Below are 13,072 nucleotides of genomic sequence, written 5' to 3' on the forward strand. Positions count from 1 at the left end.
AAGTCATGACGGACAACACGCACATCATCAAGCTCACCGCCGCCGAGACCGCCGAGAAGATCGCTTCGGGCGAGCTCACGGCCGTCGAGGTGACCGAGGCCCACCTGGCTCGTATCGACGCCGTCGACGAGAAGGTGCACGCCTTCCTGTACGTGGACAGGGACGGGGCGCTCGCCCAGGCCCGCGCCGTCGACGCGAAGAAGGCCAACGGCGAGAAGCTCGGCCCGCTGGCCGGCGTGCCGCTCGCGCTCAAGGACATCTTCACCACCGAGGGCGTCCCGACCACCGTCGGTTCGAAGTTCCTCGAAGGCTGGATCCCGCCGTACGACGCCACGGTCACCCGGAAGCTCAAGGCGGCCGACGTCGTCATCCTCGGCAAGACCAACATGGACGAGTTCGCCATGGGGTCCTCGACGGAGAACAGCGCGTACGGCCCGACCGGCAACCCGTGGGACCTGACCAAGATCCCCGGCGGCTCCGGCGGCGGATCGAGCGCCGCGCTCGCCTCGTACGCAGCCCCGCTCGCCATCGGCACGGACACCGGCGGCTCCATCCGCCAGCCCGCCGCCGTCACCGGCACCGTCGGCGTGAAGCCGACGTACGGCGGCGTCTCCCGCTACGGCATGGTGGCGTTCAGCAGCAGCCTCGACCAGGGCGGGCCCTGCGCCCGTACGGTCCTGGACGCGGCCCTCCTGCACGAGGTCATCGCCGGGCACGACCCGCTCGACTCGACCTCGATCGACGCCCCGGTCCCCCCGGTCGTCGAGGCCGCCCGCAACGGCTCCGTCGCCGGCATGCGCGTCGGCGTCGTCAAGCAGTTCCGCGGCGAGGGCTACCAGGCCGGCGTCCTCCAGCGCTTCGACGAGTCCGTCGAGCTGATGCGCGAGCTCGGCGCCGAGATCGTCGAGCTGGACTGCCCGTCCTTCGACCTGGCGCTGTCCGCGTACTACCTCATCGCCCCGTCGGAGGCCTCGTCCAACCTGGCCCGCTTCGACGCCATGCGCTACGGCCTGCGGGTCGGCGACGACGGCACGAAGTCCGCCGAGGAGGTCACCGCGCTCACCCGCGAGGCCGGCTTCGGCGACGAGGTCAAGCGCCGGATCATTCTCGGTACGTACGCGCTCAGCTCCGGCTACTACGACGCGTACTACGGATCCGCTCAGAAGGTCCGTACGCTCATCACGCAGGACTTCGAGAAGGCCTTCGAGAAGGTCGACGTGATCGTCTCGCCGACCACGCCCACCACCGCCTTCCCGATCGGCGAGCGCGCCGACGACCCGATGGCGATGTACCTCGCGGACCTGTGCACGATCCCGACCAACCTGGCCGGCAACGCCGCCATGTCGCTGCCCTGCGGCCTGGCGCCCGAGGACGGCATGCCGGTCGGTCTCCAGATCATCGCCCCGGCCATGAAGGACGACCGCCTTTACAAGGTGGGCGCTGCCGTAGAGGCGGCCTTCGTGGAAAAGTGGGGCCACCCGCTGCTCGAGGAGGCACCGTCGCTGTGAGCCCAATGACCGTCAAGGCCAAGGGATTCAAGAATTCCAAGGCCGGTACGTACCTGTCGATCGGCACCACCGCTTTCGGAGCGATCAGCGTCGTCAAGCAGGCCAGGATGGCCCGCCGCGACAATGACACGCTCCGGCTCGTCGACGCCGTCGTCTCCGCCGCCGCCATCGCCACCGGCATCGCTCTGCTCTATCGCGAGCTGAAGAAGCTCGGCGACGACGACGTTCTGCTGGGTTGAGAGGGAATGTTTCACCGTGACCGTCACTGAACTTGTGCCGTACGAGGACGCCCTCGCGACCTACGACCCCGTCATGGGCCTCGAGGTCCACGTCGAGCTCGGCACAAAGACGAAGATGTTCTGCGGCTGCTCCACGGAGCTCAAGCAGGACGCCAACAGCCAGACCTGCCCCACCTGCCTGGGGCTGCCAGGCTCGCTCCCGGTCGTCAACGCGATCGGCGTCGAGTCGGCCATCAAGATCGGCCTCGCGCTCAACTGCGAGATCGCCGAGTGGTGCCGCTTCGCCCGGAAGAACTACTTCTATCCGGACATGCCGAAGAACTTCCAGACCTCGCAGTACGACGAGCCGATCGCCTTCAACGGCTATCTGGACGTCCAGCTGGAGGACGGCGAGATCTTCCGCGTGCAGATCGAGCGCGCCCACATGGAGGAGGACACCGGCAAGTCGCTGCACGTCGGCGGCGCGACGGGCCGTATCCACGGCGCGTCCCACTCCCTCCTGGACTACAACCGGGCCGGCATCCCGCTCATCGAGATCGTCACCAAGCCGATCGAGGGTGCGGGCGTGCGCGCCCCCGAGGTCGCGAAGGCGTACGTCGCCGAGCTGCGCGAGCTCATCAAGGCGCTCGGCGTCTCCGAGGCGCGCATGGAGCAGGGCCAGATGCGCTGCGACGTGAACCTCTCGCTGCGGCCGCACGGCCGTGAGGAGTTCGGTACGCGCTCCGAGACGAAGAACGTCAACTCCCTTCGCTCGGTGGAGCGTGCGGCCCGCTACGAGATCCAGCGGCACGCCGCGGTGCTCAACTCCGGCGGGACGATCGTGCAGGAGACCCGGCACTTCCACGAGGAGGACGGCTCCACCACGGCCGGCCGCATCAAGGACAACGCCGAGGACTACCGGTACTTCCCGGAGCCGGACCTGGTCCCCGTGGCCCCCTCCCGCGAGTGGGTCGAGGAACTCCGCCGCGGCCTGCCCGAGCTGCCGCGGGTACGCCGCAACCGTCTCCGCGAGGAGTGGGGCGTAAGCGAGCACGACATGCAGTCGATGCTGAACGCCGGTGCGATCGACCCCATCGTCGCCACGATCGAGGCGGGCGCGGACGCCGCCTCGGCGCGCAAGTGGTGGATGGGCGAGCTGGCCCGTAACGCCAACGAGTCCGGCCGCGACCTCGCGTCGCTGCCGATCACACCGGAGCAGGTCGCCCGTATCACCGCGCTGGTGAAGGACGGCTCGCTCAACGACAAGCTGGCCCGCCAGGTCTTCGAAGGCGTCCTCGCGGGCGAGGGCGGACCGGACGAGGTCGTCGAGAAGCGCGGCCTGAAGGTCGTCTCGGACGAGGGCGCGCTCGGCACGGCCGTGGACGAGGCCATCGCGGCGAACGCCGGCATCGCGGACAAGATCCGCAGCGGCAAGGTCGCGGCGGCCGGCGCGCTGGTCGGCGCGGTCATGAAGGCCACCCGGGGCCAGGCGGACGCGGCGCGCGTGCGCGAGCTGATCCTGGAGAAGCTGGGCGTGACCGAGGGCTGACGCCCGCGTCCTGTACGTACGCCGAGGGGCGGTGCACCGGTGAAACGACCGGCGCGCCGCCCCTTTGCCGGTCCGATTGGTCGGCACAGCCCTGCGTGAAGATCCATGGGCCGGGGAAGTGTCGTTCCGGTCCGTCGATCGCCTTCGTTGAGAATCACGCGGGTTGAGCCAACGGACCGGCAGTTCGCCGCGATTCAGCGCCGGCTCGCGGACGAGCCGCCGGCGGAATTCACCTCACCGACCGGCGGCCGGTACTGGGTTCCACTTCGCTGAAGACCTGACGGCCCGTTCAGTGCCGGGCGCCGAGGACGTTCACCGGTGCGCCGTCCGTACGCCTTCCCTTTGTCATTGCGTGTGATTAGCGTCCCCGCCGTCACACCTGACTCAGGAGGATCAATTGGCCACTGACATGTCCCGGCGGCGGCTGTTCGCACTCGGCGGGGGCGCGCTCGGCGCGGCTGCCGCGGGGTCTGTGCTGCCCCCGTCGCTCCAGGCCGCGCTCGCCGCCGAGCCGCCGTCCGGCGGACTGCGTGCCGTCAAACACGTGGTCGTCCTGATGCAGGAGAACCGGTCCTTGGACGGTTGAAGCCTCCTGTAAGTCTAGAGCGGCCCCCTGACCAGCGGAACAGCCCCGCCCATGCGCCGGAGGAGACGCACAGACGGGGCCGTGTTGGTGCCGCGCGGTGGCCTAGTCGATCTTGGCCGTCCACTTCCCGCGCGACAGATGACAGACGCCATCGGGCGTGATCTCCACGCGGCTCCCGTAGAGCGGGAGACTGCCCTCAGCGTTCAGCCGGTTACGGATGCGCTCCAGGGCGTCCCAGAGTCGCCGGGGGCCGCCCTGGTGGACCGTGGGCGGGTCCGTCCACGTGGCGCTTGCCCGCGCCCATGAGCCGTCCTCGTGGAGCAGCCACGCCGTCCGTTCCCGGCCCCGTTCCTCGTAGTACGTCTCCACACCCGGTGTGGTGATCTCCAGCATGGACCGGAGTTCCCAGGCGTCCGCCAGGTTCAGGACCGGGTACCGGCCCGTGGTGATCTCCTCCCCCTCCTGGTCCCGTACGGAGGGGTGCACCTCCCACAGCCGGGGCGGGTAGTCGGCACCGGCCCGGGTCTTCATGAACCCGGCCCAGTCCCGTTCGATCTGGCCTACGGCCCCGCCGTCCTCACCCTTCCAGGCCGTGAGGATCAGGGACGTGTTCGCGATGGTTGTAACGAGCCGTCCGCCGGGCCGGAGAGCGGCCAGCCACGACGCTGGGAGGGGCCGTACGGACACTGTGGCCACCAGCCGGTCATAGACGCCGGGGAGTGGCCCCGTGGCGTCGCAGGCGACGAACTGGGGCCGCAGTCCCATGCGTTCCAGTCGTTCGGCCGCCGCTTCGGTCAGGTACCGGTCCACGTCCACGCTGGTGACCCGGGAGGCCCCGAGCCGACGAGCCGCGTAGGCGGTTAGACCGCCCGCTCCGGTACCTACGCCCAGCAGCTCCAGGCTGTCCGTGATGCACGCGTGCCGGAGCATGCGGACCACTAGCCCGGGATGCGTGGCGGAGGATGTGGGCAAGCCTTCCGGCCGGTCATCAGGCTTGGCGTGGTCGGCGTGGAGACCACCGACACTGGTCACCAGGGACGTGTCACTGTAGGCCGCCCGCGTCCAGTCGTCCGGGGCGGACGGGCCGTCGTGCAGCACCCAGCCGCCCCCGTCCGCGCGAGTCCACCAGCGTGGTACCAGCTCATGACGCGGGACGCTCGCCACGGGCTCCCGCCACCGCGACACCGGGCCGGTCACCTCGGCCGCCAGCCGTGCCGCATGCTCCTGCCAGTCCATTGGCACCCCTTTGCCTAGTACGCGGGATCGCATGCCGTTGTGTTGGCCGGGTCGCAGTCGCTGGAGTCATCCGGGGTACAGCCCATGTGCGGGCGGGCCGGGATGCGTTCGACGGCCGCCCACCATTCCGGGCTCCCCAGGATGTCCGCCAGCCGCTTGTCCTTGACGTTCCCGCACGGCATGAACCGCGAGAGGACACACAGGGCCAGACTGCCATCCGGGAGTACGGCCGCGCGCCCGTGCCCGCAGCGTCCGCACAGTTCCGCCACGTCTGGCGTCTCCTCCGTGGCGGCCCGGCCGACCGCCCGCACACGGTCCGTGTTGATCTGGGTCACGCCGAGAGACAGCAGCTCGGCGCGAGCCTCCGTTACCCGCTGGCCCTCATTGATGTGGACGATGCCCGCGCGCAGCGGGATGCCGCGCCTCAGCGCCTCTTGGATGTTGGCGCGGGTGCGGAGGTAGCTCCCCGTCCGCGTGGTGATGGCGTCGTGTTCGTCGGGGTCATCGCTGTACCAACTAGTGGCGAGCGTGACCCCCTCGCGGCTGAGCAAGCTCCACCAGTGGGGCCGGATGTGGAACAGGTTCGAGTACACCTCGACCTTGCGTCCCAGACTCAAGGCCAAGGACACCAGATCCGTCCAGGCCGGGTTCAGAGTCGGCTCACCGCCGATGAGCTGTACCTGGGGGATGTCCAACGCTGCCGCGTCGGTGATCAGCGTCCGCCAGTCGTCCGCCGTCATGGTGCCGTGCGTGCTCTGCGGGCTGGAGTTGGAGAGACAGTGGGTGCACTTGAGCTGACAGCCTCCGGTGATCTCCAGCTCCAGAGTTGTGAGCAGGCCCACCGGGCTACGGGTCGGGCTATCTGCGATTGCCGTCACGTGTGTCTCCATCCTTGATTGGGAGTGCTGCGGAGCCGCCCCGGTAGTGGGCTGTCCTTCGTCTTCCACCACCGGGGCGGAGCTGGGGTCCGTCCCTGCCAGGTCTCCCGGTTTGGGCGGGGGCGGGGAGGTTCGGTCAGTCCGGCAGGGACGGGGTTCAGTGGTTGCGGCGCTTCCGGCACAGAGGGCAGAAGCGGGAGCGGGGCGGGTTCGAGCCGGGCGGGAAGTAGACGACGCCGGAGCGCACGTCCAGCGCGCCCCCATGCGGCGTCCACCAGCCCTCCGGGGAGTTCTCGTACGGGGTGCCCGCGAACGGGTCGGTACGCGTCTCGGTCGCGCTCTGGGCGGTCACGCCAGGCCCCGGCGTTGCTGCCGGTGGAGTCGGCCGATGGCCAGGAGCTGGCGGTGCTCCCGTTCGGTGGCCGGGCGGATACGGGACCACCTCGTCCGCCAGTTCAGGCCCGTGGGGCGGAAGAGTTCGACCCATTGCCCGTCCACCTCTTGGACGGTGGCCACCATTTCCGAGTCCTTGTCCACGACGACCCGGCCCACGGTCACGTCCGAGGGGTGCCGGAAGTCGAGAACGGGGCGGACGACGCGAGGTCTGGCCGGTACGGGAGTGCGGGTGACGGTTCTCACTGGGGCCTCCGGTGGGGGTGTTGCCGGATCGTGGCGTTGGCGGACCGGACGCTGACCGGGCTCCCGATCTGACGAGCCCGCTCCCGGTTCGTGTCCGCCGCGCCACAGATGGCGCACCCCGGGAGCGCGACCGGCTCCAGGTCCGGGAGCACCAGTTCCGGGAGTGCCGCCGTGGTCTCACTGGAGGTCATCGAGCACCCGCCTTAGTCCGGCCTCAACGTCCGTCAGCATTGCGCGCGTCGGTTTGGTGTACGGACCGCGTGGGACGCTCGGCGGTAGCGGCACCTTGTTGGAGAAGCCCACCGTGTCTCCCGGCGTGAGCCGGTGGAACTCCCGCCGGTCCACCGCTGCCTCCAGCTCCGCCAGTGCTTCGCCGGGCGTGCGTTTGGGAAGGGGTTTCGCCATGGCCGCCGCGCCTTTCTCCGTCGCTGCAATTGCCTGACTGTCTACTCCCACCATGGCCGGATCGGCGTACGCTCAACACCCGTGGAGGGTTTCCAAACCGCTTGGAAAGACCGGGAGTTGAACGCATGAACGAACAACCACCCGAGCCAGCCAACGGCCTGGAATGGTTCGGCCGTGAGGTGGAGGCGGCGTTAGCGCACAAGGGAGCTAGCCAGCGGGAGCTAGCAGACGCGACCGGTTACAAGGAGCCGTACGTCTCGAAGGTCAAGAACGGTAAGGCCCTCCCGTCCCCTCAGTTCGCGGAGGGGTGTGACCGCTTCTTCAACACGTCGGGGTACTTCGCGCGGCTGCTAGCCAAGGTGTCCCAGAACGGGCACCCGGAGTGGTTCATCCCGTACCTGCGCCTGGAGGAGAAGGCGGCCCAGGTTCTGGACTTCAGCTCGTTTCTCATCATGGGCATACTCCAGACCCCGGAGTACGCCGAAGCATTGTTCCGGGCCGCGCACCCCCTGGACGCTCCCGAGGTCATCAAGGAGAAGGTGGCGTTGCGTCTCCAGCGCCGGAGCGTGCTGGAGCGGCCAGCCCCGCCCCTCCTCTGGGTGATCTTGGATGAGTCCTGCCTCCGCCGTGAGGTGGGCGGGCGTGAGGTCATGCGGAAGCAAATGGAACACCTGCTGGCGGAAGCGGAGTTGTCCAATGTCACCTTGCAGGTGCTGCCGTTCGACTCGGGTGCGCCCCCGGCCGCCGAAGCCTTTACGCTGCTGACGTTCGATGACGACGGCATGGCTCCAGTCCTCTACTCGGAGGCCCAGGGCTTGGGTCACGTGATCGACTCAGCGTCCGTCGTAAGTACCGGCACGGCCCGTTACGAGCGTCTGCGCGCTGACGCAAGGTCCCCGGAGAAGTCTCTCCAGGCAATCAAGGAGTACGCACGATGAGCAAGGCAGAGGACACGCCCATGACCTGGGTGAAGTCGAGTTACAGCAGTGGTGACGGTGGACAGTGCATCGAATGGGCACCCTCGTACGCCAGGGCTCACGGCGTCGTCCCCGTGCGCGACAGCAAAGACCCGGAGGGCCCGGCCCTCATGGTCCCCGCCGAGTCGTTCGCCGCGTTCGTCGTCGGGGTCAAGGATGGGGAGTTCCCCGCCGTCTGACCCGCGCGTGATCACTCTGTGCTCATCGCCGGCTCAGCCAAGAGTGATCGCCGTAGGAACGCGAAAAGGCCCCGGTCCCCCTCCCGCATGGGAAGAGGACCGGGGCCCTTGTCATTCAGGAGGAGCCTGTGGGCGCGACGTCGCGACTGGGCCACGCCGCACTCCAGCCCCACCCAGCGGGCCCATGGAGGGCTCCTGCGGCCCGTGTCGTCCGCGTAGGTAGAGCCCGAAAGCGGCGTACCTGGAGGTAGCCCCGGAGTTTGGTGGTCCGGCATGCCCACCACGGCGGCGTGTTCGGCGGACGCGGTTTCAGGGCCCGAACGGGCCGTTAGGGGTCGTTGCGGCCGGTCACTCTCCGGGGGCTCCGGGGGGCGTTTCGCCAGGTCACAGGGCACGCGGCGTAATCACGCGTGGGGCCTGACGGACCCTGGAACCCGTACAGAGACAGAGCCGGTATCACGTTTCGATGTCCCGGCCGCTCCAAAGGGGGTCATAGCCACCCCCTGACTCCTCAGTGAGCGGACTCTCAGCCGTTCCTGGTCACGCCGTGAGCTTCACCTGACAGGCCCTTGGGTGCCGGGCTGGCGAGATTTCCAAAGAACGCGGAATCGAGCTGGAGGGATATGGCCCGCGCCAGGGCATCGCCCACCACCTTCTGAGCGGCAGGGCTGGAGTCCTCGGCCATTTCGGAAGAGATAACCCGGAGGCCCGCCACCTTCGCCGGGGTGACAATCTCCTCACCCAGCTCCGCATCCTCAATCGGGATCTCTGCGCCTTCACTCAGCCATGCCGCACCGCCGTCGTCAACGATGACGGGAATGTGCATTCGAGTGGAGTCGGTCGTCAGGGTAGTGGCCACCTGGAGAGCCACGGATTGACCCTGTACAGGCTGGACAATGAGGGCTGCATAGTCATCCGGGGTGAAGGCTGCCGCACCTGTGGCGGTCGTGAACATAGACAAGCTGTTGCCCTATCTAAGAGTGGAAAGAGTGCCGCTCAGCGGTCGCCAGTGCGGAATGTGGTCTGCATGCGTCCCTGGGCCCGCTCCTCGCGGTGGCGACGGAACACGGAATCCCAAGAGACCTGCTTTGTCTCGCTGTTTGGGGTGAGCCCTCCGCGCCCCATGCCGGGCGGATTTCTCGCCTCATGTACTGCTTTGTGAATTGCTGCCGCCAGAGACTCCAGACGCTCCATAGACAGCTCGCCGGCCAGGGGCTGGAGGATTTTCCTTCGACGCTCGGTCATAGCGGCGCAGAAGGGCGTCCAGGGCCTCTTGGTGCTTCCGCTCCGCGTGCTCCGCGTCTAGCCTTTCTCGGGCCTCTTTCATCTCCGCCAGCTCGGCCCGGAGGCGATCCACTTCCGATGGCTCGTCAGTCTCGGAATTTGCGGAAGTTTCAGGGGGCGTGCTGCTCGGCTCGGTCTCAGGCACCGGCACCGTCCGTCTCGTTCTTTGCCGAGTAGATCGGCCGCATAGCGGAACGGGCCTCTACCTCGGAAATCCCACCGTTGTTGAAGGCGTTGCGCACCATCTCACCAAGGTCCCGGGCCGCCTTGTCGCGGAGGGCGTAGAAGTCGGACGCCAGGTCATGCGCTCCGTTCTCGTGCGCCAGATGGAGGGCGTCACCGAGGGCGGCGATAAGACGGCGGGTCAGGTTAATGCGGTCGAGGATCAAAGGGCCCTCCGGGGGCGTGTTGTTTTTGGGCACAGAAAAACCCCGCGATCCGATGGGAAATCGGAACGCGAGGTTGTGTGGCCATTTATTGCGCGGGATACGCACCCGGTGCCGCCGGGGTAGGTGTGCGCTCCACTCGTAAGTGCAGGCGCCTACTGGTGTTATTAACTGGGGGCCGTGACACCCCGCCGGGGGAGCCCTCCGCCAGGAGCTGGTCCCGCCCAAGGTCAGGGGGCACAAAAAGTGCCCGGGGACCCTTCTTTCTACATACGCGTATAGAGAAGAAGGGTCCCCGGGCAGTTTTCCTGCCCTGGGACCCTCTCCGGTGTGGTGTGTGTCTCAGAGCAGCCGGGCAGCCATCGAAGAGGTATCCGGCTGGGGCCCCTGGCCGCCACGCTCCATTGCCTTGCGCAGGGCCCACCCGGCACGCGAAGGCCCCGGCGGGCCGGAGCCTCACCGGGGCCTGAGAGGGCGCACGGGACCGCTTACGCGGCGGCTAGCGCGTCAACTCGGGCTCGGCCCAAGCGATTGCACAGCGCGCGTCACCGTTGAACTTCGCACCCCGGTACGGAGCACGCGTTACCGTCACGCGGTCGATGGCGAGCCGGATAAGGTCGCGCTTCATCTCCGTCTCCGCCGCTCCGTGATGATCCGCTCACGGTCGAACGGGTTCATAGAGTCCAGGTGCTCCAGCTCGAACCACACGCGGGTTTTACCGATGACCTTCAACAGGTCCTCTGCGCCCTTGCGGCTGAAGCGGTCCAGGGTGAAACACCACAACGTGCCCGTTTCACCTGCCGCCAGCGCAGACAGGGCGTTGTCGAAATCGTTCCGGATCACGTTCTCTTTGAAGCCGGACGCGATGTCTGTCCACACCTTGCGGACGGTCAGTCCCTCGCGGGCCGCCCAGCGCCGTCCCTGCATCTCCTGGGAGTCAGTGGACAGCTCCTGGCGGGGGTCGTCCTCGCCCAGTTCCTTGGACTTGCGGCAGTACAGGTCAACCAGCTTGGCGGGGTCGGTCATGGTCGTGGCCGTGCTCATGTCGGGCGCGCTCCTACAGACGGTGTCGTGTCCCGCCTGTTCACTGGGGGGCGTGACAGCCGTTTTCCCAGGTCAGGAGGGACCTGCAGGAGGCTTCGCCCATCCTTCGACCACTACTTCGGGACCCTGCGCGGAGTACGCGGATTCGGTGACCGCAATGCGGTGGAGTTGCCGTCGGGGAAGCCGGTCTTCGAACAGCCCGGGCCCGCGCGCACCGTGCTGCCCTTCCCCGTCCGGGACGCGGCCGAGGCCCAGAAGAAGGACCTCCAGTACATCGGCGACCTCGACCACTCGTGGGGCGGCGGCGCCAAGGCCTGGAACCAGGGGTGGATGGACGGGTGGGTGTCGGCCAAGACCGCCGCCACCATGGCGTACTACGACCGCCGCGACCTGCCGCTGCACTACGAGCTCGCGGACACCTTCACCATCTGCGACGCCTACCACTCCTCCATCCATACGTCGACGAGCCCCAACCGGAACCATCTGTGGAGCGGGTGGACCGGTAACGAGGCCGACGGCAGCCGCGCCGTCACCAATGCGGCGTACGCCGAGGGCACCCACCCGGGCTACCCGTGGCCGACGTACGCCGAACGGCTGGAGAACGCGGGGCGCAGCTGGAAGACGTACCAGGAGTGGGAGAACTTCACCGACAACAACATCGAGTTCTTCACGGTCTTCAAGAAGATCGCCCGCAAGGCCCTCGCGAAGGTCCCCGGCGGCTTCACGTACATGGAGGCGTTCTACGCCGAGGTGCGCGCCGCCGACGAAAACGCAGACGCCGCCGAACGAGAGAAGCTGCTCGCCGCGCTGGAGGAGGGCGTGGCCACGCTGACAAAGGCTGAGCGCTCTCTCTTCGAGCGCGGCCTGCGGCGAGGAGAGACCGGCAGCCTCGCCGAGCAGTTCCGGGCCGACGTGGCGGCGGGCACGCTGCCCGAGGTGTCGTACCTGGTGCCTTCGGCGCTCGACTCGGAGCACCCCGGCTCGTCCTCGCCGATCGCCAGCGCCTCGCTCGTCTACAAGGTGCTGGACGCGCTCGGCTCGCATCCGGATGTGTGGCGGCACACCGTCGTGCTGATCAATTACGACGAGAACGACGGTTTCTTCGACCACGTGCCGCCGCCCGTGCCGCCCGCCGACAACACCGACGAGCGGTGGCAGGGGCGTCCCACCGGGCTCGGGATCAGGGTTCCGATGCTGGTGGTCTCGCCGTGGACCGTCGGCGGGTACGTCTGCTCCGAGGTCTTCGACCACACCTCCGTGATCCGCTTCCTGGAGCAGTGGACGGGCATAGAGGAGCCCAACATCACGCCCTGGCGGCGCACGGTCACGGGCGATCTGACCTCGGCGTTCGACTTCAAGCGCGGGCGCCGGCAGCCTTCGGTGGAGCAGCCCGGAGCGATACCGCCGTTCACCGGCCGCTGGCGGCCCGTTCCGCCGCTGGTGCAGAACATGCCCGTACAGGAGGAGGGGAGGCGGCCCGCGCGCCCGCTGCCGTACCAGCCGGACGCGCACGGCAAGGTTGACGACACCGCCTTCAAGGTCGCGCTCAGCAATACGGGGCGCGCGAGCGCGCACTTCGCCCTCTACCCGTACGCCGGTGAGTTCGCCATTCCGCAGCACCGGGATGTAAGAGGCACGGCGCAGTGGGCGGTACCCCTTACGCGTGACGCCTACCGCTTCACGATCACGGGGCCGAACGGCTTCCGCCGCGAGTTCGCCGGTACGAAGACGGGCGTCGCCGAGGTCTCCTCGTACCTCGACGCACGCGACCGTGACCTGCACCTCACCCTGGTCAACAGGGGTAGGACGCCGCTGACCTTCACGGTGCGGACACTCGCGTACGCCGACGGCGCCGGCCTCGACGAGGGCCGGCCCCGCCAGGTCACCGTGAAGCCGGGCCGCAGCCGCACCGTGGTGCACTCCGCAGCCGACGCGCACGGGTGGTACGACTTGGCGATCACCGTTACGGGTGATGACGCTTTCCGCAGGCGCCTCATGGGGCACATAGAGAACGGGCGCGCGAGCGTCTCAGGCTGATTACGCCGGGTGGTACGCGGGAGCCCGGGAGCTGTGCCCCTGGCTCCCGCGGTTCCTGTGACTATGCACACGAATGGGACAAAGGATCACGTTTGGCTGTCAAAGTTGCTGATCGTAGGTCTTGAGTTCTTTGCGGGTTTGTTCCC

The 13,072-nt window shown here is 68.1% G+C and carries 14 protein-coding genes and 1 pseudogene; 7 read left to right on the forward strand and 8 right to left on the reverse strand.

The window, feature by feature from the left end:
• Positions 1–5: 5 nt before the first annotated feature.
• The 4 genes and pseudogenes from gatA to J7E89_RS18670 form a co-directional block, all read left to right on the forward strand.
• Complete coding sequence (gatA, locus tag J7E89_RS18655; RefSeq protein WP_214974875.1) at positions 6–1,508, forward strand: Asp-tRNA(Asn)/Glu-tRNA(Gln) amidotransferase subunit GatA; 1,503 nt, start codon at positions 6–8, stop codon at positions 1,506–1,508.
• Positions 1,509–1,513: 5 nt separating this feature from the next.
• Positions 1,514–1,747 carry a hypothetical protein gene (locus tag J7E89_RS18660; RefSeq protein WP_214975120.1) on the forward strand — a complete coding sequence of 78 codons (234 nt, stop codon included), beginning with the start codon at positions 1,514–1,516 and terminating at the stop codon, positions 1,745–1,747.
• A 16-nt stretch (positions 1,748–1,763) separates the two neighbouring features.
• Positions 1,764–3,275 carry an Asp-tRNA(Asn)/Glu-tRNA(Gln) amidotransferase subunit GatB gene (gene gatB / locus J7E89_RS18665; RefSeq protein WP_214974877.1) on the forward strand — a complete coding sequence of 504 codons (1,512 nt, stop codon included), beginning with the start codon at positions 1,764–1,766 and terminating at the stop codon, positions 3,273–3,275.
• 397 nt (positions 3,276–3,672) lie between these two features.
• Positions 3,673–3,855, forward strand: a pseudogene (locus J7E89_RS18670) (hypothetical protein); the annotation flags it as partial.
• 108 nt (positions 3,856–3,963) lie between these two features.
• On the opposite strand, the gene J7E89_RS18675 reads toward J7E89_RS18670, so the two are convergent.
• From J7E89_RS18675 to J7E89_RS18695, 5 genes are all read right to left on the reverse strand, one after another.
• Positions 3,964–5,097, reverse strand: coding sequence for a methyltransferase domain-containing protein (locus J7E89_RS18675; RefSeq protein WP_214974879.1), 1,134 nt, complete (start codon positions 5,095–5,097; stop codon positions 3,964–3,966).
• 14 nt (positions 5,098–5,111) lie between these two features.
• On the reverse strand, positions 5,112–5,975 hold the full coding sequence (locus tag J7E89_RS18680) for a radical SAM/SPASM domain-containing protein (protein ID WP_308315524.1): 864 nt from the start codon (positions 5,973–5,975) through the stop codon (positions 5,112–5,114).
• Between the two features lie 157 nt (positions 5,976–6,132).
• Positions 6,133–6,327: a hypothetical protein gene (locus tag J7E89_RS18685; RefSeq protein ID WP_214974883.1), complete on the reverse strand. Its 195-nt coding sequence runs from the start codon at positions 6,325–6,327 to the stop codon at positions 6,133–6,135.
• Entirely contained in the window at positions 6,324–6,614 is a 291-nt protein-coding gene (locus J7E89_RS18690) for a hypothetical protein (RefSeq protein WP_251060730.1), read from the reverse strand. The genes J7E89_RS18685 and J7E89_RS18690 overlap by 4 nt, the downstream gene beginning before the upstream one ends.
• 177 nt (positions 6,615–6,791) lie before the next feature.
• Complete coding sequence (locus J7E89_RS18695; RefSeq protein ID WP_214974885.1) at positions 6,792–7,019, reverse strand: hypothetical protein; 228 nt, start codon at positions 7,017–7,019, stop codon at positions 6,792–6,794.
• Between the two features lie 125 nt (positions 7,020–7,144).
• On the opposite strand from J7E89_RS18695, the gene J7E89_RS18700 reads away from it, so the two are divergent.
• Together J7E89_RS18700 and J7E89_RS18705 are read left to right on the forward strand one after the other, a co-directional pair.
• Entirely contained in the window at positions 7,145–7,957 is an 813-nt protein-coding gene (locus J7E89_RS18700) for a helix-turn-helix transcriptional regulator (RefSeq protein ID WP_214974887.1), read from the forward strand.
• On the forward strand, positions 7,954–8,175 hold the full coding sequence (locus tag J7E89_RS18705; RefSeq protein ID WP_214974889.1) for a DUF397 domain-containing protein: 222 nt from the start codon (positions 7,954–7,956) through the stop codon (positions 8,173–8,175). Before J7E89_RS18700 ends, J7E89_RS18705 begins: the two co-directional genes overlap by 4 nt.
• Before the next feature lie 526 nt (positions 8,176–8,701).
• On the opposite strand, the gene J7E89_RS18710 is transcribed toward J7E89_RS18705, so the two are convergent.
• The 3 genes from J7E89_RS18710 to J7E89_RS18720 form a co-directional block, all read right to left on the reverse strand.
• A complete protein-coding gene (locus tag J7E89_RS18710) occupies positions 8,702–9,130 on the reverse strand; it encodes a phage major capsid protein (RefSeq protein WP_214974892.1) in 429 nt (142 codons plus the stop codon).
• A gap of 466 nt (positions 9,131–9,596) precedes the next feature.
• Positions 9,597–9,881 (reverse strand): hypothetical protein, encoded by a 285-nt coding sequence (locus J7E89_RS18715; protein ID WP_214974894.1) that lies wholly within the window; start codon positions 9,879–9,881, stop codon positions 9,597–9,599.
• A 588-nt stretch (positions 9,882–10,469) separates the two neighbouring features.
• Positions 10,470–10,889, reverse strand: coding sequence for a recombinase family protein (locus J7E89_RS18720; RefSeq protein ID WP_214974896.1), 420 nt, complete (start codon positions 10,887–10,889; stop codon positions 10,470–10,472).
• Between J7E89_RS18720 and J7E89_RS18725 the strand changes: the two genes are divergently transcribed.
• Entirely contained in the window at positions 10,776–12,926 is a 2,151-nt protein-coding gene (locus J7E89_RS18725) for a phosphocholine-specific phospholipase C (RefSeq protein WP_374196834.1), read from the forward strand. The genes J7E89_RS18720 and J7E89_RS18725 overlap by 114 nt on opposite strands.
• Positions 12,927–13,072 lie beyond the last annotated feature (146 nt).

Source organism: Streptomyces sp. ISL-100, assembly GCF_018614615.1.
In the GTDB taxonomy this organism is placed as follows: Bacteria; Actinomycetota; Actinomycetes; order Streptomycetales; family Streptomycetaceae; genus Streptomyces.

Excerpts from the sequence above, each read along its gene's own strand:
- J7E89_RS18660 (WP_214975120.1), top strand. The coding sequence starts at position 1,514 with ATGACCGTCAAGGCCAAGGGATTCAAGAATTCCAAGGCCGGTACGTAC.
- J7E89_RS18700 (WP_214974887.1), top strand. The coding sequence starts at position 7,145 with ATGAACGAACAACCACCCGAGCCAGCCAACGGCCTGGAATGGTTCGGC.
- gatA (WP_214974875.1), top strand. The coding sequence starts at position 6 with ATGACGGACAACACGCACATCATCAAGCTCACCGCCGCCGAGACCGCC.
- J7E89_RS18705 (WP_214974889.1), top strand. The coding sequence starts at position 7,954 with ATGAGCAAGGCAGAGGACACGCCCATGACCTGGGTGAAGTCGAGTTAC.
- J7E89_RS18710 (WP_214974892.1), bottom strand. The coding sequence starts at position 9,130 with ATGTTCACGACCGCCACAGGTGCGGCAGCCTTCACCCCGGATGACTAT.
- J7E89_RS18675 (WP_214974879.1), bottom strand. The coding sequence starts at position 5,097 with ATGGACTGGCAGGAGCATGCGGCACGGCTGGCGGCCGAGGTGACCGGC.
- J7E89_RS18720 (WP_214974896.1), bottom strand. The coding sequence starts at position 10,889 with ATGAGCACGGCCACGACCATGACCGACCCCGCCAAGCTGGTTGACCTG.
- J7E89_RS18695 (WP_214974885.1), bottom strand. The coding sequence starts at position 7,019 with ATGGCGAAACCCCTTCCCAAACGCACGCCCGGCGAAGCACTGGCGGAG.